Source organism: Pseudomonas sp. UBA3153 (genome assembly GCF_002364635.1).
GTDB lineage: Bacteria > Pseudomonadota > Gammaproteobacteria > Pseudomonadales > Pseudomonadaceae > Pseudomonas_O > Pseudomonas_O kuykendallii.
The window spans coordinates 1-24751 of sequence record NZ_DEYR01000013.1 but is presented as its reverse complement, the minus strand read 5'-3'; the positions used below and the strand labels follow the sequence as shown (position 1 = coordinate 24751).

Sequence of the window (24751 nt, the reverse complement as noted above, 5' to 3'; positions counted from 1 at the left end):
TGCCTTTGACCCCCTGAAAAATCACGTGTTTCGGGGTCGTTACCATTTCGGGGCGCTGGCATGCTAATTGCTCCCTTGTGAGGCAGGTTGCCCTGGCGGAGTATCCCTGCCCCGGCATCAACTGATACTGGGGGTATGCCAACCGCTCCCAGCCTTTCACCTGGAGGACAACATGTCGAAGTCGCTTCAACTGATCAAAGATAACGATGTGAAGTGGATTGATCTGCGCTTCACCGACACCAAGGGCAAGCAGCAACACGTCACCATGCCGGCACGCGATGCGGACGACGATTTCTTCGAGTACGGCAAGATGTTCGATGGCTCCTCCATCGCCGGCTGGAAAGGCATCGAAGCCTCCGACATGATCCTGATGCCCGATGACACCACCGCCGTGCTCGATCCGTTCACCGAAGAGCCGACCCTGATCCTGGTCTGCGACATCATCGAGCCGAGCACCATGCAAGGCTACGACCGCGACCCGCGCGCCATCGCTCGCCGCGCCGAGGAATACCTCAAGTCCACCGGTATCGGCGACAAGGTGTTCGTCGGTCCGGAGCCGGAATTCTTCGTATTCGACGAAGTGAAGTTCAAGTCGGACATCTCCGGCTCGATGTTCAAGATCTTCTCCGAGCAGGCTTCCTGGAACACCGACGGTGATTTCGAAAGCGGCAACAAAGGTCACCGTCCGGGCGTCAAGGGCGGCTACTTCCCGGTACCGCCGGTCGACCACGACCACGAAATCCGTACCGCCATGTGCAACGCACTGGAAGAGATGGGCCTGAAGGTCGAAGTTCACCACCACGAAGTGGCGACTGCCGGCCAGAACGAAATCGGCGTGCTGTTCAACACCCTGGTCGCCAAGGCCGACGAAGTGCAGACCCTGAAGTACTGCGTGCACAACGTCGCCGACGCCTACGGCAAGACCGCTACCTTCATGCCGAAGCCGCTGTACGGCGACAACGGTTCGGGTATGCACGTCCACCTGTCGATCTCCAAAGAAGGCAAGAACACCTTCGCTGGCGAAGGCTATGCCGGCCTGTCCGACACCGCCCTGTTCTTCATCGGCGGCATCATCAAGCACGGCAAGGCACTGAACGGCTTCACCAACCCGTCGACCAACTCCTACAAGCGTCTGGTCCCGGGCTTCGAAGCACCGGTCATGCTGGCCTACTCGGCCCGTAACCGTTCCGCCTCGATCCGTATCCCGTACGTCAACAGCCCGAAAGCCCGCCGCATCGAAGCGCGCTTCCCGGATCCGGCTGCCAACCCGTACCTGGCCTTCGCTGCACTGCTGATGGCCGGGCTGGACGGTATCCAGAACAAGATCCACCCCGGCGATGCCGCCGACAAAAACCTGTACGACCTGCCGCCGGAAGAGGCGAGCCAGATCCCGCAGGTCTGCGGCAGCCTGAAGGAAGCCCTGGAAGAGCTGGACAAGGGCCGCGCGTTCCTGACCAAGGGCGGCGTGTTCTCCGACGACTTCATCGATGCCTACATCGAGCTGAAATCGGAAGAAGAGATCAAGGTGCGTACCTTCGTGCACCCGCTGGAATACGACCTGTACTACAGCGTCTAAGCCAGTAGCGTCAGCGAAAGGCCTCCCTCGGGAGGCCTTTTTCATGGGCGCCCGAAAAGTCTCTGCGCGGCCCGGAGGATGCCGGGGCTTTCGGGCTCATCCGCCTTGCAAGCCGGGCGCGGGGGTGCAAGGCTTAAGGCGTCCACTCACGGAGCCGCACCGATGCGCCTGTTGATTGCCTGCCTTCTCTGCTTGCTGACCCTGCCGGCGACCGCGCAGATCTACAAATACATCGATGCCAATGGCAAGACGGTGTTCACCAACCAACCGCCGGACGGCACCCAGGCGGAAACCATCCAACTGCCGCCGACCAACACCGTGGATATCCAGACACCCAATCCGCCCCCCAGCCAGGGCTCCGACCAGCAGCAGGCGGATCAGCCGCCGTATGCGGTACTGCAGCTGAACGTGCCCACCACCGAGGCCATCCGCGCCAACAATGGCAGCTTCAGCGTGGATGTGATCCTGCAGCCCGAACTGAGTGCGGGTCATACGCTGCGCCTGCTGCTGGATGGCAACCCGTATGGCGTTCCCTATTCCTCGCTGCGCCTGCCACTGAGCAACATCGATCGCGGCGAGCACAGCCTGGCCGTCCAGGTCCTCAGTGGCGGCCAGTCGATCCAGCAGAGCGCGCCCATCACCTTCAGCGTGCAACGGGTCAACACCCAGAGCCCGGCGCTGCGTCCACCGCCATCCCCACCGCCACCACCGAGGCCCAGCAACTAGTGCCGAACGTTCGCCTGCTTTTTGTCCTGCTGCTGGTCGCGCTGCCTGCGGCCGCCGAGGTGTACACCTACGTCGATGCCGCCGGGAACCGTGTGTTCACCGACCAGCCACGGGCGGGCGACAACGCCAAGCGCGTCGAGCTGGCGCCGCCCAACGCGATGACCTCGGCGCCAGCGACGATCCACATGCGACCGCCCGCGACTGCGCCGGTGGCCGCGCCGCGCTACGACCTGCTGCGCATTCTGGTTCCCGAACCGGATGCGACCCTTCGCGATGGCGATGGCAAGCTGATCGTCACCGTGACCAGCGAGCCGAACCTGCTGCCCGGGCACAGTTTCCGGCTGTATCTGGATGGCAAGGTGGTCGGCGAACCGACGCGCAGCCCCGTGTTCCCACTCGCCGCGCAGGACCGCGGAACGCATCAGCTGTCGGTGGAAATCGTCGACGCCGCCGGCGTCGTTCTGGAGCGGACGCCGAGCCAGCCCTTCCACGTACAGCGTCCGAGCCTCGCGCAGAAACGCAACGTCAACCCCTGCAAGAAGGACGACTGGGGCGTGCGACCGGAATGCCCGCTGAAGGACAAACCTCCGGAAAAACGCGACATCCCCTTCATCCCGTTCATCTAAAGCAAAGCCGCGCACCAATAAAGAGCACGATAGTGCACTAATTTTTATACTCTCCCCAAATAAGCCCACTATCCGGCTGTTTTTTGCGCCGAAAAACAGCTTGCCGGAGGATTTCGGCCACAAAAGCGCGTCTTTTCAGGGCTTGGTTTGCTTTTTGCATTTTTCCAGCATCCTTTGAGACCTGCGCACTCATGACCAACGATTCTCCCCTGCACCGGTTGTTGCTCGACAATCTCACCACCGCGACCTTGCTGCTCAACGCCGAACTGCGGCTCGAGTACATGAACCCGGCGGCGGAGATGCTGCTGGCCGTCAGCGGGCAGCGCAGCCACGGGCAATTCATCAGCGAACTGTTCACCGAGTCACCCGAGGCGCTGCATTCGCTGCGCCAGGCGGTCGAGCAGGCCCATCCGTTCACCAAGCGCGAAGCCACCCTCACCTCGCTCACCGGCCAGATGCAGACGGTCGACTACGCGGTGACGCCGATCATCACCCGTAACGAGACCCTGCTGCTTCTGGAAGTGCACCCGCGCGATCGCCTGCTGCGGATCACCAAGGAAGAGGCGCAGCTGTCCAAGCAGGAAACCACCAAACTGCTGGTGCGGGGCCTCGCCCACGAGATCAAGAACCCGCTGGGCGGCATTCGCGGCGCGGCCCAGTTGCTTGCCCGCGAGCTGCCCGAAGAACACCTCAAGGACTACACCAACGTCATCATCGAGGAGGCCGACCGCCTGCGGAATCTGGTCGACCGCATGCTCGGCTCGAACAAGCTGCCGTCGCTGTCGATGACCAACGTCCACGAAGTGCTGGAGCGCGTCAGCAGCCTGGTCGAGGCGGAAAGCCAGGGGCGCATCACCCTGGTTCGCGACTACGACCCGAGCATTCCCGAGGTGCTGATCGACCGCGAGCAGATGATCCAGGCGGTGCTCAACATCGTGCGCAACGCGATGCAGGCGCTGTCGGCGCAGAACGACCTGCACCTGGGACGGATTTCCCTGCGTACCCGCACCCTGCGCCAGTTCACCATCGGCTACATCCGCCATCGCCTGGTGGCGAAGCTGGAAATCATCGACAACGGGCCGGGCATCCCCGCCGACATGCAGGACACCATCTTCTACCCCATGGTCAGTGGCCGCCCGGACGGTACCGGGCTCGGCCTCGCGATCACCCAGAACATCATCAGTCAGCACCAGGGGCTGATCGAATGCGAAAGCCATCCCGGCCACACCGTGTTCTCGATCTTCCTGCCGCTGGAACAAGGAGCAGCGTCACATGAGCCGTAGCGAAACCGTCTGGATCGTCGATGACGACCGTTCCATCCGCTGGGTCCTGGAAAAGGCGTTGCAACAGGAGGGGATGAACGTCCAGAGCTTCGACAACGCCGACAGCGTGCTCAATCGGCTGACTCGCCAGCAGCCGGACGTGATCATTTCCGACATCCGCATGCCCGGCTCCAGCGGACTCGATCTGCTGGCGCAGATCCGCGAGCTGTACCCCCGCCTGCCGGTGATCATCATGACCGCGCATTCCGACCTGGACAGCGCGGTCGCCTCCTACCAGGGCGGCGCCTTCGAGTACCTGCCCAAGCCGTTCGACGTGGACGAGGCGGTTTCGCTGGTCAAGCGCGCCTTCCTGCATGCCCAGGAACAACAGGGCCTGGAAGCGCCGGCGAGCATCGCCCGGACGCCGGAAATCATCGGCGAGGCACCGGCGATGCAGGAGGTGTTCCGCGCCATCGGTCGCCTGTCGCATTCCAACATCACCGTGCTGATCAACGGCGAGTCCGGCACCGGCAAGGAACTGGTCGCCCACGCCCTGCACCGCCACAGTCCGCGCGCCGCGGCGCCTTTCATCGCGCTGAACATGGCGGCGATTCCCAAGGACCTGATGGAGTCCGAGCTGTTCGGCCACGAGAAAGGCGCGTTCACCGGCGCGGCCAACCAGCGTCGCGGGCGCTTCGAGCAGGCCGACGGCGGCACGCTGTTCCTCGACGAGATCGGCGACATGCCGGCCGACACCCAGACCCGTCTGCTGCGCGTGCTGGCCGACGGCGAGTTCTACCGGGTCGGCGGGCATACGCCGGTCAAGGTCGACGTTCGGATCATCGCCGCGACCCACCAGAACCTGGAAAACCTGGTGCAGGCGGGGAAATTCCGCGAAGACCTTTTCCACCGCCTCAACGTCATCCGCATCCACATCCCGCGGATGTCCGATCGCCGCGAGGACATTCCCGCGCTGGCCCGCCACTTCCTCGCCCGCGCCGCGCTGGAGCTGGCGGTCGAGCCGAAGCTGCTGAAGCCGGAAACCGAGGATTACCTGCAGAACCTGCACTGGCCGGGCAACGTGCGTCAGCTGGAGAACACCTGCCGCTGGATCACGGTGATGGCGTCGGGTCGCGAAGTGCACATCGACGACCTGCCCCCGGAGCTGCTCACCCAGCCGCAGGATGCCGCGCCGGTGACCAACTGGGAGCAGGCCCTGCGCCAGTGGGCCGACCAGGCCCTGGCGCGCGGCCAGTCGAGCCTACTCGACAGCGCCGTGCCGACCTTCGAGCGGATCATGATCGAGACCGCGCTCAAGCACACCGCCGGCCGCCGCCGCGATGCCGCGGTACTGCTCGGCTGGGGTCGCAACACCCTGACGCGCAAGATCAAGGAACTGGGCATGAAGATCGACGGCGGTGACGACGACGACAGCGAAGAAAGCTGAGCCGCGTCGCGCTGGAACAAAAGCAGACTTCGGTCTGCTTTTTTATTGCCTCGCGGCTCCCGCCAACCCGCCAGCGGGAACGGGCCGACGGGAAGTGCGCCCTGTCTCTGCCGCGGCGCCGCAAACCGCTTACCCGAATCCACCCTGCCGATGACCTTGTCATGCACAACCTGAATGCACGGTGCACAGATGTTGAACACGCACCGTGCCGCGCATTCCCCTCGCGCAAACGACGGAGAAGCATCAAACCCGCTCGATTTTCACAACAATTGAAGCACAAGCTATTGATTTTAAAGGACTTAAAAACGAAGACCTGCAGATTTCGGGCATCCGCACGGAACTGGCACAGCAGATGCAATAAGCCAGATACCACCGTTTTTCGGGGGCCTTGGTACAGGCAGGCCGGGGATTCCCCTCTTTTATTCCGCTCGCAGGCTGATCTCCAGCCGCCATCCTCCCTCCTCTGCCGCGCCCTTCAAGGCGCCGTGCAGGGGCAGGGCAGCGACAAGATTGAGCAACAACCCACGCTCCACCCGCACGATCCTCCAGTTCACCGGACGCCCGTCGAGCAGCAACTGGCCGCCCGCCGTCTTGCCGCGGGTTTCGATGAGCATCGCCAGCGTGCCTTCGATACGCTCGACGAAAACCTTCGGTTCGCGGTCGAACCACAGCACCAGCGCACCGGGCAGGACCTCGACCCGCTGCAACAGTACGGGCTGGGGCGCATTCAGGCGACCGATCATCATCCCCAGCAGCAGGCCGAACAGCGCCAGGGCCAGGAGAAAGCGCGGCCACATGCGCGGTCGCGGGTCATCCTCGGGGGTAGAATGGAGCCCGTCTTCAGGCTCGGAGCCGTGCATGTTTCGCGTGATCCTTTTTCAACCGGAAATTCCACCCAACACCGGCAACATTATCAGGCTATGCGCCAACGCTGGCTGCAGCCTGCACCTGATCGAGCCGCTGGGGTTCGAGCTGGACGACAAACGTCTGCGCCGCGCCGGCCTGGATTACCACGAGTACGCCACCCTGCAGCGTCACGCCGACCTGCCCAGCTGCCTGAAAAGCCTCGGCCACCCGCGGGTATTCGCCTTCACCACCAAAGGCTCGCGCCCGCACCATGAGGCCGAGTACCGCGAGGGCGATGCCTTCCTCTTCGGCCCCGAGAGCCGCGGCCTGCCGGAAGAAATCCGCAATGCCTTGCCGGTCGACCAGCGGCTGCGCCTACCGATGCGGCCGGACTGCCGCAGCCTGAACCTCTCCAACACGGTGGCGGTTGCGGTCTACGAAGCCTGGCGCCAACTTGGTTTCCGCGGCGGCGCTTAGCGTTTCATCGGGCGGCGTCGGCTGTCCTGAACCATCCTCCGCGGCGCGGCGTCGTAACTCAGATGCCTGAGCGAACCCGCGTCAGCCGCCGAGGAGAACCGCATGCGTAAAGCGCGCTTCAAGCCTTACAAGGGCCCGGCCGGTGGCTGGGGTTCGGCGCATTCGGTGGGCGAGATACTGCTGCGCGAACGCGCGCCCTTCGCCGCCAGCAAGGCGCTGCTCAAACAGAACAAGCCGATCGACGGCTTCGCCTGCGTTAGCTGCGCCTGGGCCAAGCCGCACCCGAGCCTGCCGCTGGCCTTCTGCGAGAACGGCGCCAAGGCCACCGCCTGGGAAGGCACCCACCTGCGCTGCGGGCCGGAGTTCTTCGCCCGGCATACGCTGCGCGAACTGCGCAACTGGAGCGACTACGAACTCGAGCAGCAGGGTCGCCTGACCGAACCGCTGCGCTGGGACGCCGCCAGCGACCGCTACCTGCCGATCAGCTGGGAACAGGCCTTCGCCGAGATCGGCGCCGAACTCAAGGGCTATGCCGATCCCAATGAAGTGGTGTTCTACGCCTCCGGCCGTGCCTCGCTGGAGGCCTCCTACATGTGGGCGCTGTATGCCCGCCTGTACGGCACCAACAACCTGCCGGACAGTTCGAACATGTGCCACGAGAGCACCTCGATCGCGCTGCCGGAAAGTATCGGCGTGCCGGTCGGCACGGTCACGCTGAACGACTTCGCGAAAACCGACGGCCTGCTGTTCTTCGGCCACAACACCGGCAGCAACGCCCCGCGGATGCTCCATGAGCTGGAGGCCGCGCGTAAACGCAATGCGCCGATCATCACCTTCAACCCGCTGCGCGAACGCGGGCTGGAGCGCTTCACCAACCCGCAGTCGCCGGTGCAGATGACCACCGGCGAATCCATCGTGGTCAGCACCCAGTATCACCAGCTGGCGATCGGCGGCGACATCGCCTGCATTGCCGGGATCTGCAAGGCACTCTTTGAAATGGACGACTGCGCCCGCGAGACCGGTGCCGCGCGGGTGCTCGACGTTGCTTTCATCGAGGAGCACACGGCGGGCTTCGAGGCCTTCGAGCAACGCATCCGCAGCTATGCCTGGCCAATGCTGGAGCGCCGCAGTGGTTTGACCCGCGGCGCCATGGAGGCCGCGGCCAGCGTCTACGCCCGTTGCGAGCGGGTGATCGGGATATACGGCATGGGGCTGACCCAGCACCGCCACGGCGTGCTGAACGTGCAGATGCTGGTCAACCTGCTGCTGTTGCGCGGCAACATGGGCAAGGAAGGCGCCGGCATATGCCCGGTGCGCGGCCATTCCAACGTGCAGGGCCAGCGCAGCGTGGGGATCACCGAGAAAGCCGCCAAGGTACCCGCGGACAAATTGCGCGAGCGCTTTGGCTTCGAGCCTCCCAGCGAGGACGGGATGAACACGGTGGAGGCCTGCGAAGCAATCATCGCCGGCAAGGTGAAAGCTTTCGTCGCCCTCGGCGGCAATTTCGTCCGCGCGATTCCCGACAGCGGCCGTCTCGAGCCGGCCTGGTCGGCGCTCAAGCTGAGCGTGCAGATCGCCACCAAGCTCAACCGCAGCCATCTGGTCCACGGCGAGAAGGCCTACCTGCTGCCGTGCCTGGGACGCACCGAGGTCGACGTCCAGGCCAGCGGCGAGCAGCGCTACACCACCGAGGACAGCACCGCCTGCATCCGTGCCTGGCGCGGCGTGGCGGCGCCGGCCGGCGAGCACCTGCTGTCCGAGCCGGCCATCATCGCGGCGCTGGCCAAGGCCACCCTGGCGCCGAACCCGGCCATCGACTGGGATGCCTGGGTAGCCGACTACGGCCGGGTGCGCGACGCCATTGCCGCGACCTACCCGGAGACCTTCCACGACCTCAACGTCAGGATGATGGAGCCTGGCGGCTTCCACCGCCCGCTCGGCGCCAGCAAGCGTCAGTGGCAGACGAGCAACGGCAAGGCCAACTTCATCGAGCCGCACACCCTGTCGGCGGACGAGGATGTCGAGCAGCCGCCGGAGCGTCGCAACGTGCTGAACCTAATGACGATCCGCAGCAACGACCAGTTCAACACCACCGTCTACGGCTACAACGACCGCTTTCGCGGTATCCACGGCACCCGCGCGGTGCTGCTGATGCATCGCAACGACATCGCTCGGCTCAATCTAGCGGAAGGCGATAAGGTGCAGGTCAGCACTGCGGTGGACGACGGCGAGCATCGCGAGGTGGGGCCGCTGCGGGTGACGCCCTACGACATCCCCGAAGGCTGCTGCGCCGGCTACTACCCCGAGTGCAACGCGCTGATCCCGCTTTGGCATTACGCGGAAAGGGCCAAGGTGCCGGCGGCGAAATCGATCCCCGTCACGCTGCGCCAGGTGATCGCGGTGGGCCAGGACGCCAGCGTGCCGGTGGAGCCAACGCCGCTGCCCGGCTAGCCCGACGGCCTGCTCAGCCGAAGCAGAGCACGGTCATCAGCAGCCCGCCGCCGGTGAGCATGGCGAACAGACACAGGGCCAGGATGAACGGCCGCACGCCCAGCGCGGCCAGCTTCTCCAGACGCGTCTCGTAGCCCAGCGCGGCCATCGCCATCGCCAGGGCGATCTGGCCGATCAGGATCAGATCGCGGTGCAGTTCGGCGGGCAGCTGGACGTAGCTGTTGAACAGCACCATCGCCAGGAAGCCGAAGGCGAACCACGGAATCACCAGGCGGCCTTTGCCCTCGATGCCCATCGCGGCCGGATGGCCGCGCCGCAGCCACCACTGGCCGACGATCAGCAGGAAGGGAATCAGCAGCAGCACCCGCAGCAACTTCACGATAACCGCATTCGCCAGCGCATCCGGCCCGACGGCGTCGGCAGCGGCCACCACCTGGGCGACCTCGTGCACGGTGGCGCCGATGTAGATGCCGAAGCGCGCCTCGTCCAGCCCCACCAGCGGGTAGAGCAGCGGATAGACCAGCATCGACAGCGAGCCGAAGAGAACCACGGTGGCCACCGCCATCGAGGTCGCCGCCGGCCGCGAGCGAATCGTCGCCTCGGTAGCCAGCACCGCCGCGGCCCCGCAGATCGCGCTGCCGGCGCAGGTCAGCAGGGTGGTTTCCGCGTCCAGCTTCAGCAGCCGGGTGCCGATCAGGTAACCCAGCGTCAGCACGCAGCCGATCACCAGCACGTCGAGCACCAGCACCCAGGGCCCGAGGGCGAATATCTGCTGCAGGGTCAACGACAGACCGAACAGCACGATGCCGCCGCGCAGCAGCCAGCGCGTGCAGAAAGATAAACCCGGACGCACGCCGGGCAGCGAACGGATGACACCGAGGTTGCCCGCCAGCAGGCCGAGCAACAACGAGAACACCAGGGGGCTGAAACCGCTGTGGGCGAGCAGCGGCACCTGCGAAAGACCGTAGCCGAGCGCCGTCAGTACGCTGCAAAGGAGCAGACCCTGCCACATGAAAACCACCTCCAGGCTTGCGAATGTGGTCAGGCTATGGGCGAATAGGTGCTGCTGCGAAACGGTTATAACGATATGACTGATCGGAAAAAGTGAAATGAACCCGAGCGTCACCTTCCGCCAGCTGCAGGTCTTCGTAGCCGTGGCCAAGGACACCAGCCTCGGCAACGCCGCGGAAAAACTCAGTCTCTCGCAGTCGGCCACCAGCCAGTCGCTCGCCGACCTCGAGCACCAGCTGGGCGTCATTCTCTTCGATCGCCAGGGGCGTCGCCTGCAGCTCAACGATGTCGGCAGGCGCCTGCTGCCCCAGGCCGAGAGCCTGCTGCACGAGCTCGGCCAGTTCGTCGAATCGGCGCGCGAGCCGCAGGGATCGCTGCAGGGCACCCTCAACATCGCCGCCAGCGCCACCATCGGTAATTACCTGCTGCCCTCGCTCGCCGGGCGCTTCAGCGAGGCGCACCCCGACGCCAACCTGCACTTGCGCCTGCGCAACACCGGCGAAGTGATCGGCGACATCCTCCGCTTCGAGGCCGACCTCGGCCTGGTGGAAGGCCAGTGCAGCGAGCCGCGGCTGGCCTGGGAAGTCTGGCGCCAGGACGAAATGCTCGTGGTCTGCGCCCCCGCGCATCCCCTCGCCCGCGGCGGACGGCTGAGCGACGAGGACATCCAGAACGAGCCGTGGATTCTGCGCGAGCCCGGCTCCGGCACCCGCAGCATCTTCGAGTCGGCGGTGCTGCACCACACCGAACGGCTACGGGTGCGCATGGAGCTTAGCCAGCACGAGGCGATCAAGCAGGCGGTGCGCGCCGGTTTCGGCCTGAGCTGCATGTCGCGCCTGAGCATCGCCGGCGAGCTGGAGCGCGGCGAACTGGTCGTCCTGCAGAACGACCTGCAACTGACCCGCACCTTTTCCCTGGTGTGGCACCCGGAGCGCTATCGCAGCGCGCTCTGGCAGGCCTTCAAGGTGTTCCTTCACGAAGCGCGCTGAGTGCCGTCGCGAGCGCCCGGGCCGAGGCCGGCGTCATTTCCGGCGACCGGGCCGCAGGTTAGGATCGCCGCCAGACACCCTTCACAGGAGCCGCCCCATGTCCGTCTTGCCGCACCGTCCGGTCGATGTCCGCGACCTCGAACTGATCTGCCGGCACCGTCATGCCATGTTCCACGAGGCCGGCCGCGACGCGGCCACGCTGGCGGTGATGACCGAACATTTTCGGCCCTGGCTGGCGCCGCGCTTGGCCGACGGACGCTATTTCGGCTTTGTCCTGCTGGACGGCGAAACACCGGTGGCCGGCATCGGCCTGATGGCCATCGACTGGCCGCCGCACCCGTCGCACCCGCGCCACGACCAGCGCGGCTACGTGCTCAACGTCTATGTCGAACACAGCCATCGGCGGCGCGGCCTGGGGCGTGAACTGATGCGACTGGCGGAAGCGGAATTCGCCCGCCGCGCGCTGCCGTTCGCCATCCTCCATGCCACCGAAATGGGCAAGCCGATGTACGCCGAACTGGGCTGGAAAGGCACCACGGAGATGGCGAAGGCGCTCTAGGCGGCGATAGCCGCGCATAAAAAAGCCGCCTCGAAAGGCGGCTGATGCGGTTGCTCGAACGCTTGGCGGAAGGCAAAGGCCGACGTTTCGCGGCCCACGCCCCGCGCTCCGTGAACGGGAGCGCGGAGCATCCGCAATGCGTTCAGCGGGCCTGCTTGGCCTTGAACTCGCGACGACGGCGGTGCAGCACCGGCTCGGTGTAGCCGTTGGGCTGCTTAGTGCCTTCCAGGACCAGCTCCAACGCGGCCTGGAACGCCACGCTGCTGGAGAAGTCCGGTGCCATCGGCCGGTAGGCCGGATCGCCGGCATTCTGCCGATCCACCACCGGCGCCATGCGCTCCAGGCTGGCGCGCACCTGCTCCTCGCTGACCACGCCGTGGCGCAGCCAGTTGGCCATGTGCTGGCTGGAGATGCGCAGGGTGGCGCGGTCTTCCATCAGGCCGATGTCATGGATGTCCGGCACCTTGGAGCAGCCGACGCCCTGCTCGACCCAGCGCACCACGTAGCCGAGGATGCCCTGGGCGTTGTTGTCCAGCTCGCTCTGGATGTCCGCCGCCGACCAGTCGCGGTTCGGCGCCAGCGGGATCGTGAGGATGTCGTCCACCGAGGCCGCCGCGCGCTGCGCCAGTTCAGCCTGCACGGCGAACACGTCGACCTGGTGGTAGTGCAGCGCGTGCAGCGCGGCGGCGGTCGGCGACGGCACCCAGGCGGTGTTGGCGCCGGATTTCGGATGGCCGATCTTCTGTTCCAGCATCGCCGCCATCAGGTCCGGCATCGCCCACATGCCCTTGCCGATCTGCGCACGCCCGGCGAGGCCGCAGGCGAGGCCGACGTCGACGTTGTTGTTCTCGTACGCGCCGATCCACTTCTCGCCCTTCATCGCCGCCTTGCGCACCATCGGCCCGGCTTCCATGGAGGTGTGGATTTCGTCGCCGGTGCGGTCGAGGAAGCCGGTGTTGATGAACACCACGCGCTCGCGGGCGGCCTTGATGCAGGCCTTGAGGTTGACCGTGGTGCGGCGCTCCTCGTCCATGATGCCGACCTTGAGGGTGTTGCGCGGCAGGCCGAGGATATCCTCGACACGACCGAACAGTTCGTTGGTGAACGCCACTTCCTCGGGGCCGTGCATCTTCGGCTTGACGATGTACACCGAGCCGCGCCGGCTGTTGCTGCGCGTGGTGTTGCCGTTGAGGTTGTGGATCGCCGCGAGGCTGGTGAACAGCGCGTCGAGGATGCCTTCCGGCGCCTCGTTGCCGGCACCGTCGAGGATCGCGTCGTTGGTCATCAGGTGGCCGACGTTGCGCACGAACAACAGCGAGCGGCCGTGCAGGGTCAGCGCGCTGCCGTCGGCCGCGGTGTAGTTGCGATCGGCGTACATGACGCGGGTGAAGACCTTGCCGCCCTTGTTGATGCCTTCGGCGAGGTCGCCCTTCATCAGGCCCAGCCAGTTGCGGTAGATCAGCACCTTGTCTTCGGCATCGACCGCGGCGACGGAGTCCTCGCAGTCCATGATGGTGGTCAGCGCGGCCTCCATCAGTACGTCCTTGACGCCGGCGGCGTCGGTCTGGCCGACCGGGCTGGAAGGATCGATCTGGATCTCGAAGTGCAGGCCGTTGTGCTTGAGCAGCACGGCCTTGGGCTGCGCGGCGTCGCCCTGGAAGCCGATGAACTGCGACTCGTCCTGCAGGCCGGTTTCATCGCCGCCCTTGAGGTTGACCACCAGCTTGTCGCCGTAGACCACGTAGGCCGTGGCGTCGACGTGGGAGCCGTTGGCCAGCGGCGCGGCCTGGTCGAGGAAGGCACGGGCGAAGGCGATCACCTTGGCGCCGCGCACTTCGTTGTAGCCCGGGCCCTTGCTGGCGCCGCCCTCTTCGCTGATCGCGTCGGTGCCGTAGAGCGCGTCGTACAGCGAGCCCCAGCGGGCGTTGGAAGCGTTCAGGGCGAAGCGCGCGTTCATCACCGGCACCACCAGCTGCGGGCCGGCCATACGGGCGATCTCGTCGTCGACGTTTTCGGTGGCGATGTGGAAATCCTCCACCGCCGGCAGCAGGTAGCCGATCTCGCCGAGGAACGCCTTGTAGGCCGCGCCGTCGTGAGCCTGGCCGGCACGCGCCTGGTGCCAGGCATCGATCTGCGCCTGCAGCTCGTCGCGCTTGGCCAGCAGCGCGCGGTTCTTCGGCGCCAGTTCGTCGATGAGTTTTCCGGCGCCGGCCCAGAACGCGTCGGCGTCGATGCCGGTGCCGGGAATCGCCTCGTCATTGACGAAGTCGAAGAGGATCTTGGCGACTTGCAGGCCGCCGGCTTGAACACGTTCCGTCATCATCTTCCTCTCTCTTTTCGGGGCCAGCACTGCCTGGCTGGACGATCTTGTAGTGCGGATCGGCGGATACTACATGATGCCTGCGGAAAAATCAGGGGGCCGCGGGGAGCCGCCGAAACCGCCCTGGCATCGGCCCGCGCCGGCCTATACTCAGGCCTTGCCCACGGAGACCTGACGCATGCCGGTAAGCCCCGTACACCCTGCCGATCTGGATGATCTGACCCGCCTCTTCGGCGGCTATCTGAAGTTCTATGAGGTGCCACAGGCAGAGGAGCCGATCCGCGCGTTCCTCGCCGCGCGCCTGCAGCGAGGCGACTCGCGGCTGCTGATCGCCCGGGATGACGAGGGCCAGGCGCAGGGCTTCGTACAGCTCTACCCGCTGTTCGCCTCGCTGGCGCTGCGCCCCTCCTGGCTGCTCAGCGACCTCTACGTCGCCGAGAGCGCCCGCCGCCTGGGCGTGGCCCGCGCGCTGATGAACGCCGCCCGGCAACTCGCGCAACTCGGCGGCGCCTGCGGCATCCAACTGGAGACCGCGAAGACCAACCTCGCCGGCCAGGCGCTCTACGAAAGCCTCGGCTACGTGCGCGACGAGGTCTATCTCACCTACTGGCTGGCCCTGCCCGACGCCTGAACCGCGGCCGCCGCCTTCGACCCAAAGGAACCTCCGCATGGACAATCTGGTAATCACCGTCATCGCCCCGGACCAGCCCGGCCTGGTGGAACGCCTCGCCGCCTGCGTCGCCGATCATGGCGGCAACTGGCTGGAAAGCCGCATGTCGCGCATGGCCGGGCAGTTCGCCGGGATTCTTCGCGTGTCGGTGCCGGCGGCCGGCCATCGCGGCCTGAGCGACGCCCTGCAGGCACTGCAGACCCATGGCATCCGCGTCCAGCTGGCCGAGGGCGGCGAGCCGCAACGCAGCGGCAAGCCGATCCTTCTCGACCTGGTCGGCAACGACCGGCCGGGCATCGTCCGCGACATCACCCGGCTGCTGGCCGAACACGACGTCAACCTCGAAAGCCTGATCACCGAAGTGCTGCCGGCGCCGATGAGCAGCGAGCCGCTGTTCCACGCCGAGGCGATGCTGGCGGTGCCGCTGGAGCTGTCCCTCGACCTGTTGCAGGAGCGCCTGGAGACCCTGGCGGATGACCTGATGGTGGAGCTGAACCTGCGGACCGACGTCTGACGTCCGCTCAGCTCGCCGCGCGGGCGCGGCGCAGGCCACGCCAGATGTCAACGCTGTAGACCAGCAGGCCCAGCCAGATGCAGGCGAAGGAAAGCAGGCGCACCGGGTCGAAGTGCTCGCCGTAGACCACCACCGCGAGAAGCAGCACCAGCGTCGGCGAGAGGTATTGCAGGAACGCCAGCGAGGTGAACGGCAGGTGTCGCGTGGCCGAGTTGAAGCAGATCAGCGGGAACAGCGTGATCAGCCCGGCGAGCGCCAGCCAGAACGCATCCGCCGTGCTCCAGAAGCTCGCCTGGCTGCTCACGCCGGACGGCCCGAGGATCAGCCAGAGCAGCGCCAGCGGCAGCAGCATCCAGGTTTCCACCACCAGCCCGGGCAACGCCGCCACCGGCGCCTGCTTACGAATCAGCCCGTAGAAGCCGAAAGTCAGCGCCAGTACCAGCGATACCCACGGCAGGCTGCCCAGTTGCCACACCTGCTGCGCCACGCCGAGCGCTGCCAGGCCAAGCGCCAGCCACTGCAGCGGGCGCAGGCGCTCGCCGAGCAGGAGCAGGCCGAGCAGCACGTTGACCAGCGGGTTGATGTAGTAGCCCAGGCTGGCCTCGATCATCCGCCCGTTGTTCACCGCCCAGACGTAGACCAGCCAGTTGCAGGCGATCAGCGAGCCGCTGACGGCCAGTACCCCCAGGCGCCGGGGATTCTCGCGCAGCTCGCGCCACCAGCCGGGATGCTTCCAGACCGTCAGCAGCAGCGCGCCGAACAGTGCCGACCAGAGCACCCGGTGGACGATGATCTCGATCGCCGGAATCGCCTGCAGCATCTTGAAGTACAGCGGGAACAGACCCCAGGCGGTGTAGGCGGCGACACCCAGCAGATAACCGCGGCGCGGGTTGGCGGTGGACATGCAGCAGTCCTGAAGACGGAAGGGCCGATGATTCTAGAGGGCCAGCCGGGGTTTGTCTGGTCGATCAGCTTTGCTGCGGTGCGCATGCGCACCCTACGGCACCGCGCACGCGTAGGGTGCGCCGTGCGCACCGGGGGAATCCCGGCTGCAGGGTGGCTTCGGGCCACGCGACAGGGATGCCCGGTCGACCCGCTTTCGCCGCAGCCCGCCTCGGTGCGCGTGGCGCACCCTACGGCACCGCACACGCGTAGGGTGCGCCGCGCGCACGGGGGGATCTCGGCCGCAGGGGGCTTCGGGCCACGCGACAGGGATGCCCGGTCGACCCGCTTTCGCCGCAGCCCGCCTCGGTGCGCATGCGCACCCTACGGCACCGCGCACGCGTGGGGTGCGCCGTGCGCACCGGGGGATTTCAGAACAGCTTCAGCGGTTCCTCGTCCAGGGCCGAGAGCTGCTCTCGCAGTACCAGCACCTGGTCGCCCCAGTAGCGCTCGCTGCCGAACCAGGAAAAGCTCATGGGGAACGCCGGGTCGTCCCAGCGCCGCGCCAGCCAGGCGCTGTAGTGCATCAGCCGGAGCGAACGCAGGCCTTCGATGAGCGGCAGTTCGCGCGCGTCGAAGTCGTGGAATTCCTGGTAACCGTCGATCAGCTCGGCGATCTGCCCGAGGCGCTCGTGGCGGTCACCGGCGAGCATCATCCATAAATCCTGCACCGCCGGCCCCATGCGGCAGTCGTCGAGATCGACCATGTGGTAGGTCTCGTCGCGGCACAGCAAATTGCCCGGATGGCAGTCGCCATGCAGGCGGATCGGCGTGAAGCGGACCCGCGCGAAAAGTTCGTCGAGGCGCTTGAGCAGGTCGCGCGCCACTGACTCATAGGCCGGCAGCAGGCTGCGCGGAACGAAGCCGCCTTCGAGCAGGAAATTCAGCGAGTCGTGGCCGAAGTTCTGCACGCCGAGGCTCTCGCGGTGCTCGAACGGGCGCATCGCCGAGACCCCATGCAGGCGCCCGAGCAGTTGGCCGAGGCGATACAGCTGGTCCAGATTGCCCGGTTCCGGGGCGCGTCCGCCGCGTCGCGGGAACAGCGCGAAACGAAAGCCGGCGTGCTCGAACAGGGTTTCGCCGTCGCGCACCAGGGGCGCCACGACTGGCACCTCGCGCTCGGCCAGCTCGAGGGTGAAGACATGTTCCTCACGGATCGCCGCCTCGCTCCAGCGCCCGGGACGGTAGAACTTGGCGATGATCGGCGTCTCGTCCTCGATGCCCACCTGGTAAACGCGGTTCTCGTAGCTGTTGAGCGCCAGCACGCGGGCGTCGCTGAGGTAGCCGATGCTTTCGACGGCATCCAGTACGAGGTCGGGACTGAGGGAGACGAACGGGTGGGTCATGGCGATCTCCTGCGGCGGGCCGGCATGGTAGCGCAGGCCCGCCACGGGCAGGGCAACCGATTGCGCCCGCCGTTGAGCATAGATCGCCGGGTACGGGTGCAGGCCGCTCAGGCAGCGCCGATCACCCCGCCGTCGTCGCGGCGGATCGCCAGCACCGAGGAGCGCGGTTTGGCGCCGGGCTGCCCGGACGGGAAATTCGAGCCGCCGTTCTCGCCGGGATGCTGGATGCCGATGAACAGCGTGCGGTAGTCCGGCGCGAAGGCCACGCCGGTCACTTCGCAGCCCACCGGGCCGGTCATGAAACGGCGGATTTCGCCGCTGCCCGGGTCGGCGCAGAGCATCTGGTTGTTGCCCATGCCGGCGAAGTCGCCACTGTTGCTGGTGTCACCGTCGGTCTGGATCCACAACCGACCGCCGCCGTCGAAGGCGAGGCCGTCCGGGCTGTTGAACATGTTCCGCGCGGTGATGTTCGGCGAGCCGCCATTGGCCGTGCCGGGGTGCGCCAGCGGGTTGCCGGCGACGGCGAACAGGTCCCACTCGAAGCTCGACGCCGCGGCATCGTCGCCGTGCTCGCGCCAGCGCAGGATCTGTCCGTAGACGTTGTTCGCCCGCGGATTCGGCCCACCCACCGGCTGGCCGTCGCCGCCGCGTTTCACGTTGTTGGTCAGGGTGCAGTAGACCTGGCCGTCCTCGGGGCTGACGACGATCCACTCCGGGCGGTCCATCCGCGTGGCACCGACCACGCTGGCCGCCAGCCGGGTGTGGATGAGGATTTCCGCCTGGCCGGGGAATCCAGCGGCAGCATCCAGCCCGCCGCGTCCGTGCACCAGCTCCAACCACTGACCGCGCCCCTTGGGATGCTGCGGGTCGCCGTCGCCGTCGTCGAAACGCGCCACGTACAAGGTGCCGTGGTCGAGCAGATCGGGGTTGGGCTGCGTCGGGTCGAAGCGCGCGAAGCTGACGAACTTGTAGATGAACTCGCCGCGCTCGTCGTCGCCCATGTAGACCACCACGCGGCCATCGGCGGCCTGGGTCAGCGCCGCGTTCTCATGCTTGAAACGGCCCAGGGCAGTGCGTTTGACCGGTTGCGCGCGCGGGTCGAAGGGGTCGATCTCCACCACCCAGCCGTGGCGGTTGTACTCGTTGGGCGTCTGGCTCACATCGAAGCGTGATTCGTAGGGATGCCAGTGCACGTCCTTGCTGTCGGCCAGCACGCCGTAGCGCTTCAACGCGCCTTCCGCCGCGTAGGCCGGGTCGCTGCTGCCGAAGCAGTCGGTGAAGTTTTCCTCGCAGGTCAGGTAGGTGCCCCAGGGCGTCCTGCCCGAGGCGCAGTTCTGGAAGGTGCCGAGCACCTCGCGCCCGCTCGGATCGGCGGCGGTGCGCAGCCAGGCGTGGCCGGCGGCCGGGCCGCCGAGGCGGATCGGCGTGTTGCCGTGAATGCGCCGGTTGTAGGCGGAGTCGCGGACGAAGCGCCAGCCGTCGGCGTCGCGGCGGATTTCCACCACCGAGACGCCTTCGCAGGCGAGCGCCTTGTGCACCTCGTCGGCCGACTGCGGGTTGCCGCCGTGGGCATAGAGGTAGCGGTAGTTGGTGTACTCGTTGTTGATCGCCAGCAGCGCGCGGTCGGCCTCGCCGGGGAAGGCGAACAGGCACATGCCATCGTTGTTGTCGCCGAACTGCCGTTCCTGGTCTGCCGCGCTGCCGTTTCCGGTGGGATCGAACGCGGGCGCATCCGCGTGCAGCGGCTCGCCCCAGCTGATCAGCACCTCGTAGCGGTAGCCGGGCGGCAGCAGCACGGCGTCCGCATCGGACGCGGTGATCCCGTCGAAGCCGATCAGCGCGCGGTTGCCCGTCTGCAGGCTGGCGGCCAGCGCACCCAGGGGGTGGCCGCCGAAGAACAGCGCAGCGCCGCAGAGGGTTCCGGCGCCGAGAAAGCGCCGGCGCGACAGGCCGGCGAGACGTTCGAGGTCGGTGGGCAGGTCGTCTGGATACATGGTCGGCTCCTTCACGGGGATGCGGCCGACGTTAATTCGCGCGGATGACAGTCCTGTTTCAGTCGCCGGGGCGCGGCGTGCGCGCCAGGCAGTAGATGTCGACGCGGCGCGCCCCGGCCTTGATCAGCAGCCGCGCCAGCGCATCGGCGGTGCTGCCGGTGGTCAGCACGTCGTCCACCAACGCCAGGTGGCGGCCCTCCACATCGGCGGCGTCCGACAGCGCGAAGGCCCGGCGCAGGTTGCGCCGCCGCTCGACGGCCGTCAGCCCCTGCTGCGCCGGCGTATCGAGCACTCGCAGCAGCGCGCCCTCCTCGACCGGCAGCCCGAGGTCGCGCCCCAACCAGTGGGCGAGCATCGCCGCCTGGTTGAAGCCGCGCTCACGCAGCCGTCGCGTGGCCAGCGGCACCGGCAGCAAGGCGTCCGGGCGCGGCAGGCCCTCGGCGAAGGATTGTTGTAGATGGTGTGACAGCAGCCCGCCGAGCAGACGTCCCATGGGCCAGCGTGACTGATGCTTGAAGCGGGTGATCAGGCTGTCGACCGGGAAGGCGTAGCGCCAGGGCGCTTCGACCCGGCTGAACGCCGGCGGTCGCTTGAGGCAGGCGCCGCAGGCCAACCCCTGGGTAGGCAGCGGCAACGCGCAGACTGCGCAATGCCCCTGCAGCCAGGGCAACTCGAGCTCGCAGGCATTGCACAGGGGAAGTCCGTCGCGCTCGGCCGGCTCATCGCAGAGCAGGCATGACTGACCACTATTTAACCACTTGTAAACCCGCCGCAAGGCCCTTGGTTGACAGCGCATCCAGCTTCCCTAATATGCGTGACATCTGTGTCGCGCCTGACTGTAGCAGGCGCCAGCCCCCGATAAGGAACACCCATGAGCGCCACCTCTCCCTTCGCCCCGCGTAACGACTGGTCCCTCGCCGAAGTCCGCGCGCTCTTCGAGCTGCCGTTCAACGACCTGCTGTTCCAGGCGCAGACCGTGCACCGCGCGCATTTCGACGCCAACCGCGTGCAGGTTTCGACGCTGCTCTCGATCAAGACCGGCGCCTGCCCGGAGGACTGCAAGTACTGCCCGCAGTCCGGCCACTACAACACCGGGCTGGACAAGGAAAAGCTGATGGAAGTGCAGAAGGTGCTCGACGCCGCGGCCGAGGCCAAGTCGATCGGCTCGACGCGCTTCTGCATGGGTGCCGCCTGGAAACATCCGTCGGCCAAGGACATGCCCTACGTGCTGAAGATGGTCGAAGGGGTGAAGGCCCTCGGCTTGGAAACCTGCATGACGCTCGGCAAGCTGAGCCGCGAGCAGACCGTCGCGCTGGCCGAGGCCGGCCTCGACTACTACAACCACAATCTGGACACCTCGCCGGAGTTCTACGGCAACATCATCACCACCCGTACCTACGCCGAGCGCCTGGAAACCCTCGCCCACGTGCGCGAGGCGGGAATGAAGATCTGCTCCGGCGGCATCCTCGGCATGGGCGAGTCGGTGGACGACCGCGCCGGCCTGCTGATCCAGCTGGCCAACCTGCCAGAGCAGCCGGAATCGGTGCCGATCAACATGCTGGTCAAGGTCAAGGGCACGCCGCTGGCGGAAGAGAAGGACGTCGACCCGTTCGACTTCATCCGCACCCTCGCGGTGGCGCGGATCATGATGCCAAAATCCCACGTGCGCCTGTCCGCCGGCCGCGAGCAGATGAACGACCAGATGCAGGCGCTGGCGTTCTTCGCCGGGGCCAACTCGATCTTCTACGGCGAGAAGCTGCTGACCACCGCCAACCCGCAGGCCGGCAAGGACATGCAGCTGTTCGCCCGCCTCGGCATCAAGCCCGAAGAGCGCCAGGAACACGCCGACGAAGTGCACCAGGCCGCCATCGAGCAGGCCCTGGTCGAACAGCGCGACTCCAAGCTGTTCTACAACGCCGTCTCGGCCTGAATGCCATTGGCCCCCTCTCCCCTTCACGGGAGAGGGTCGGGGAGAGGGCAATCCCGCACCGCGGCCTGACCCTGTCCCCCGCTCCCGCAACCGGATCACCATGACCTTCGATCTCTCCGCCCGCCTCGCCGAGCGCCGCACCGCCCATCTCTATCGCCAACGGCCCCTGCTGGAGAGCCCGCAAGGCCCGCTGGCGCAGGTCGATGGCCGCGAGCTGCTGGCGTTCTGCTCCAACGACTACCTCGGCCTGGCCAATCACCCCGAAGTGATCCGCGCGCTGCAGGACGGCGCCGCGCGCTGGGGCGTCGGCGGCGGCGCCTCGCACCTGGTGATCGGCCACAGCGGCCCGCACCACGAACTGGAGCTGGCCCTAGCCGAATTCACCGGCCGCCCGCGCGCGCTGCTGTTTTCCACCGGCTACATGGCCAACCTGGCCGCCGTCACGGCGTTGGTCGGCCAGGGCGACACGGTGCTGGAAGACCGCATCAACCACGCCTCCCTGCTCGACGCCGGCCTGCTCAGCGGCGCGCGCTTCTCGCGCTACCTGCACAACGACGCCGAGAGCCTGGGCAAGCGCCTGCAGAAAGCCAGCGGCAACACCCTGGTGGTCACCGACGGCGTGTTCAGCATGGACGGCGACCTCGCCGACCTGCCGGCGCTCTGCGCCACCGCCCGCCGCCAGGGCGCCTGGGTGATGGTCGACGACGCCCACGGCTTCGGCCCGCTGGGCGCCAGCGGCGGTGGCATCGTCGAGCATCTCGGCCTGGGCAGCGATGACGTGCAGGTACTGGTCGGCACCCTCGGCAAGGCGTTCGGCACCGCCGGCGCCTTCGTCGCCGGCAGCGAGGAACTGATCGAAACGCTGATCCAGTTCGCCCGCCCCTACATCTACACCACCAGCCAGCCGCCGGCCGTGGCCTGCGCGACGCTGAAGAGCCTCGAACTGCTGCGCAGCGAGCGCTGGCGGCGCGAGCACCTGGAACGGCTGATCGCGCAATTTCGCGACGGCGCCGCGCGCATCGGCCTGGAACTGATGGACAGCCCGACGCCGATCCAGCCGATCCTGATCGGCGACAGCGCGCGCGCCCTGCGCCTGTCCAGCCTGCTGCGCGAGCGCGGCCTGCTGGTCGGTGCGATCCGTCCGCCGACGGTGCCCGCCGGCAGCGCGCGCCTGCGCGTGACCCTCAGCGCCGCCCATAGCGAGGCACAGGTCGACCGCCTGCTCGACGCCCTCGCCAACGCCTGGCACCAACTGAATACGGAGACCGGCGCCGATGCGTGACCGCCTGATCCTGCTGCCCGGCTGGAGCTTCGGCGCCGCCGCGCTGCAACCGCTGCAGGAAGCCCTCGAACAACGCGCGCCCAACTTGCGCGTGGAGATCGCCGAGCTGCCCGAGAACGCCGCGCCCGGCGCCTGGCTCGACGAGCTCGACGCACGCCTGCCGGCCGAAGCCTGGCTGGCCGGCTGGTCGCTCGGCGGCATGCTCGCCACCCAGCTCGCCGCCCGCCGCGGCGAGGCCTGTCCGGGACTGATCACCTTCGCCAGCAACGCCTGCTTCGCCAGCCGCGAGGACTGGCCAACGGCGATGCCCGCGGAGATTTTCGCCACCTTCCGCCAGGCGTTCGACCTGGATGCCGAGCAGACCCTGAAGCGCTTCAGCCTGCTCGCCAGCCGCGGCGCCTTCGACCCGCGCACGCTCGCCCGGCAACTGCAGGTGACCCAGCCGCGCACGCCCGTCGAAGCGTTGGACGCCGGCCTGAGCCTGCTCGCCGAGCTGGACGGACGCGCCGCCTTGCGTGCCTATTCCGGCCCGCAGCTGCACCTGTTCGCCCGCCACGACGCGCTGGTTCCGGTGGCCGCCGCCGACGCCCTGCTGGCCTGGCTGCCGGACCTGGAAGTGGAACTGTTCGACGCCAGCCACGGCCTGCCGCTGGAATGCCCGGACCAGATCGCGCGGGCGCTGCTGGGCTTCATCGGCGACGCCGTCGATGACTGAGCCCGCCGCCTCGACTCGACCGGACAAGCGCAGTGTCGCCGCCTCGTTCTCCCGCGCCGCGGCCAGCTACGACGGCGTCGCCGGCCTGCAGCGCACGGTAGGCGATGCGCTGCTCGCGCGCCTGCCGGCCGACTTGGCGCCCGCGCGCTGGCTCGACCTGGGCTGCGGCACCGGGCATTTCTCCCGCGTGCTGGCGACCCGCTTTCCAAAAGCCGAAGGACTGGCGCTGGACATCGCCGAGGGCATGCTCCGTCACGCCCGGCCGCTGGGCGGCGCGACCCACTTCGTCGCCGGCGACGCCGAATACCTGCCGCTGCGCGACGCCAGCGTCGACCTGCTGTTCAGCAGCCTGGCGCTGCAATGGTGCGGCGACTTCGCCGGCGTGCTTGACGGGGCCCGGCGGGTACTGCGCCCAGGCGGCTGCCTGGCGTTCTCCAGCCTCTGCGTCGGCACCCTGCAGGAGCTGCGCGACAGCTGGCAGGCCGTCGACGGGCTGGTCCACGTCAACGCCTTCCGCCGCGTCGAGGACTATCAGCAACTGTGCGCCGCCAGCGGCCTGCACCTGGTCGGTCTGGAGCGACGCGCCAAGGTGCTGCATTTCCCCGACCTGCGCCAGCTGACCCACGAGATCAAGGCGCTCGGCGCGCAAAACCTCAACCCCGGCCGCCCCGGCGGGCTGACCGGTCGCGCGCGGATGCGGGCGCTGGTCGAGGCCTACGAGCGCCAGCGCCAGCCGCTCGGCCTGCCGGCGACCTATCAGGTGGTCTACGGTATCTTGCGCAAGGCCTGAGCGAACCCGCGCCCCGCCATCGAGTGAAAACCAACGCATGAAGCACGCCTACTTCGTCACCGGTACCGATACCGAAATCGGCAAGACCACCATCGCCGCTGGCCTGCTCCACGCGGCCCGGCGCGCCGGGCTCTCGACCGCGGCGGCCAAGCCGGTCGCCTCCGGCTGCCAGTTGACCGACGCCGGCCTGCGCAACGACGACGCCCTCGCCCTGCTCGCCGAATGCAGCGTCGCGCTGCGCTACGAGGAGGTGAACCCGCTGGCCTTCGCGCCGCCGA

Annotated in this window: 25 protein-coding genes; 17 read left to right on the top strand and 8 right to left on the bottom strand. The window is 67.3% G+C overall.

Annotation, left to right across the window (positions count from 1 at the left end; genetic code table 11):
• Positions 1-172 precede the first annotated feature (172 nt).
• The 3 genes from glnA (at position 173) to B2X67_RS02985 (ending at position 2928) form a co-directional block, all read left to right on the top strand.
• Complete coding sequence (gene glnA / locus B2X67_RS02995) at positions 173-1576, top strand: glutamate--ammonia ligase (protein WP_286784563.1); 1404 nt, start codon at positions 173-175, stop codon at positions 1574-1576.
• A gap of 162 nt (positions 1577-1738) precedes the next feature.
• Complete coding sequence (locus tag B2X67_RS02990) at positions 1739-2302, top strand: DUF4124 domain-containing protein (RefSeq protein WP_282344060.1); 564 nt, start codon at positions 1739-1741, stop codon at positions 2300-2302.
• Positions 2302-2928, top strand: a complete 627-nt coding sequence (locus tag B2X67_RS02985; RefSeq protein WP_286784562.1) for a DUF4124 domain-containing protein — start codon at positions 2302-2304, stop codon at positions 2926-2928. Before B2X67_RS02990 ends, B2X67_RS02985 begins: the two co-directional genes overlap by 1 nt.
• A 37-nt stretch (positions 2929-2965) precedes the next feature.
• On the opposite strand, the gene B2X67_RS02980 is transcribed toward B2X67_RS02985, so the two are convergent.
• Positions 2966-3121 carry a hypothetical protein gene (locus B2X67_RS02980; protein ID WP_273233743.1) on the bottom strand — a complete coding sequence of 52 codons (156 nt, stop codon included), beginning with the start codon at positions 3119-3121 and terminating at the stop codon, positions 2966-2968.
• Between B2X67_RS02980 and glnL the strand changes: the two genes are divergently transcribed.
• The 3 genes from glnL (at position 3120) to B2X67_RS02965 (ending at position 5998) form a co-directional block, all read left to right on the top strand.
• On the top strand, positions 3120-4211 hold the full coding sequence (gene glnL / locus B2X67_RS02975; protein WP_090225047.1) for a nitrogen regulation protein NR(II): 1092 nt from the start codon (positions 3120-3122) through the stop codon (positions 4209-4211). The two genes, B2X67_RS02980 and glnL, sit on opposite strands and share 2 nt — an antisense overlap.
• Positions 4201-5637 (top strand): nitrogen regulation protein NR(I), encoded by a 1437-nt coding sequence (gene ntrC / locus B2X67_RS02970; protein WP_090225045.1) that lies wholly within the window; start codon positions 4201-4203, stop codon positions 5635-5637. Before glnL ends, ntrC begins: the two co-directional genes overlap by 11 nt.
• A 205-nt stretch (positions 5638-5842) precedes the next feature.
• Positions 5843-5998 carry a hypothetical protein gene (locus B2X67_RS02965; protein ID WP_286784561.1) on the top strand — a complete coding sequence of 52 codons (156 nt, stop codon included), beginning with the start codon at positions 5843-5845 and terminating at the stop codon, positions 5996-5998.
• Positions 5999-6056: 58 nt separating this feature from the next.
• On the opposite strand, the gene B2X67_RS02960 is transcribed toward B2X67_RS02965, so the two are convergent.
• Positions 6057-6497, bottom strand: coding sequence for a hypothetical protein (locus B2X67_RS02960; RefSeq protein ID WP_286784560.1), 441 nt, complete (start codon positions 6495-6497; stop codon positions 6057-6059).
• On the opposite strand from B2X67_RS02960, the gene trmL reads away from it, so the two are divergent.
• A complete protein-coding gene (trmL, locus tag B2X67_RS02955) occupies positions 6496-6960 on the top strand; it encodes a tRNA (uridine(34)/cytosine(34)/5-carboxymethylaminomethyluridine(34)-2'-O)-methyltransferase TrmL (protein WP_286784559.1) in 465 nt (154 codons plus the stop codon). The genes B2X67_RS02960 and trmL overlap by 2 nt on opposite strands.
• A 102-nt stretch (positions 6961-7062) precedes the next feature.
• Complete coding sequence (locus tag B2X67_RS02950; protein WP_286784558.1) at positions 7063-9411, top strand: FdhF/YdeP family oxidoreductase; 2349 nt, start codon at positions 7063-7065, stop codon at positions 9409-9411.
• Between the two features lie 13 nt (positions 9412-9424).
• Here the strand turns inward: B2X67_RS02950 and B2X67_RS02945 are convergent, their stop codons facing one another.
• Entirely contained in the window at positions 9425-10423 is a 999-nt protein-coding gene (locus tag B2X67_RS02945) for a YeiH family protein (protein ID WP_286784557.1), read from the bottom strand.
• Positions 10424-10520: 97 nt separating this feature from the next.
• On the opposite strand from B2X67_RS02945, the gene B2X67_RS02940 reads away from it, so the two are divergent.
• Entirely contained in the window at positions 10521-11411 is an 891-nt protein-coding gene (locus B2X67_RS02940; RefSeq protein ID WP_286784556.1) for a LysR substrate-binding domain-containing protein, read from the top strand.
• A 97-nt stretch (positions 11412-11508) separates the two neighbouring features.
• Positions 11509-11970 carry a GNAT family N-acetyltransferase gene (locus B2X67_RS02935; RefSeq protein WP_282344068.1) on the top strand — a complete coding sequence of 154 codons (462 nt, stop codon included), beginning with the start codon at positions 11509-11511 and terminating at the stop codon, positions 11968-11970.
• A gap of 142 nt (positions 11971-12112) precedes the next feature.
• Here B2X67_RS02935 and B2X67_RS02930 read toward each other — a convergent pair whose 3' ends face one another.
• Complete coding sequence (locus B2X67_RS02930; protein WP_286784601.1) at positions 12113-14290, bottom strand: malate synthase G; 2178 nt, start codon at positions 14288-14290, stop codon at positions 12113-12115.
• Between the two features lie 178 nt (positions 14291-14468).
• On the opposite strand from B2X67_RS02930, the gene B2X67_RS02925 reads away from it, so the two are divergent.
• Positions 14469-14921 (top strand): GNAT family N-acetyltransferase, encoded by a 453-nt coding sequence (locus B2X67_RS02925; protein WP_286784555.1) that lies wholly within the window; start codon positions 14469-14471, stop codon positions 14919-14921.
• Between the two features lie 37 nt (positions 14922-14958).
• Positions 14959-15474: a glycine cleavage system protein R gene (locus B2X67_RS02920; RefSeq protein ID WP_282344070.1), complete on the top strand. Its 516-nt coding sequence runs from the start codon at positions 14959-14961 to the stop codon at positions 15472-15474.
• A gap of 7 nt (positions 15475-15481) precedes the next feature.
• Here the strand turns inward: B2X67_RS02920 and rarD are convergent, their stop codons facing one another.
• From rarD to B2X67_RS02900, 4 genes are all read right to left on the bottom strand, one after another.
• Positions 15482-16378: an EamA family transporter RarD gene (rarD, locus tag B2X67_RS02915; protein WP_286784554.1), complete on the bottom strand. Its 897-nt coding sequence runs from the start codon at positions 16376-16378 to the stop codon at positions 15482-15484.
• A 409-nt stretch (positions 16379-16787) separates the two neighbouring features.
• Positions 16788-17762 carry a serine/threonine protein kinase gene (locus B2X67_RS02910; protein ID WP_282340545.1) on the bottom strand — a complete coding sequence of 325 codons (975 nt, stop codon included), beginning with the start codon at positions 17760-17762 and terminating at the stop codon, positions 16788-16790.
• 107 nt (positions 17763-17869) lie between these two features.
• Complete coding sequence (locus B2X67_RS02905; RefSeq protein ID WP_286784553.1) at positions 17870-19756, bottom strand: PhoX family protein; 1887 nt, start codon at positions 19754-19756, stop codon at positions 17870-17872.
• Between the two features lie 58 nt (positions 19757-19814).
• A complete protein-coding gene (locus tag B2X67_RS02900) occupies positions 19815-20552 on the bottom strand; it encodes a ComF family protein (protein ID WP_286784552.1) in 738 nt (245 codons plus the stop codon).
• Between the two features lie 75 nt (positions 20553-20627).
• Here B2X67_RS02900 and bioB point away from each other — a divergent pair, with 75 nt between their 5' ends.
• The 5 genes from bioB to bioD form a co-directional block, all read left to right on the top strand.
• Positions 20628-21686: a biotin synthase BioB gene (gene bioB, locus B2X67_RS02895; RefSeq protein WP_282340549.1), complete on the top strand. Its 1059-nt coding sequence runs from the start codon at positions 20628-20630 to the stop codon at positions 21684-21686.
• Between the two features lie 100 nt (positions 21687-21786).
• Positions 21787-22968, top strand: a complete 1182-nt coding sequence (gene bioF / locus B2X67_RS02890) for an 8-amino-7-oxononanoate synthase (protein ID WP_286784551.1) — start codon at positions 21787-21789, stop codon at positions 22966-22968.
• Positions 22961-23683 (top strand): alpha/beta fold hydrolase, encoded by a 723-nt coding sequence (locus B2X67_RS02885; protein WP_286784550.1) that lies wholly within the window; start codon positions 22961-22963, stop codon positions 23681-23683. The genes bioF and B2X67_RS02885 overlap by 8 nt, the downstream gene beginning before the upstream one ends.
• Positions 23676-24473 (top strand): malonyl-ACP O-methyltransferase BioC, encoded by a 798-nt coding sequence (gene bioC / locus B2X67_RS02880; RefSeq protein WP_286784549.1) that lies wholly within the window; start codon positions 23676-23678, stop codon positions 24471-24473. Before B2X67_RS02885 ends, bioC begins: the two co-directional genes overlap by 8 nt.
• A gap of 37 nt (positions 24474-24510) precedes the next feature.
• Positions 24511-24751 (top strand): ATP-dependent dethiobiotin synthetase BioD (gene bioD / locus B2X67_RS02875; RefSeq protein WP_286784548.1); only part of this gene is annotated, 241 nt, incomplete at its 3' end.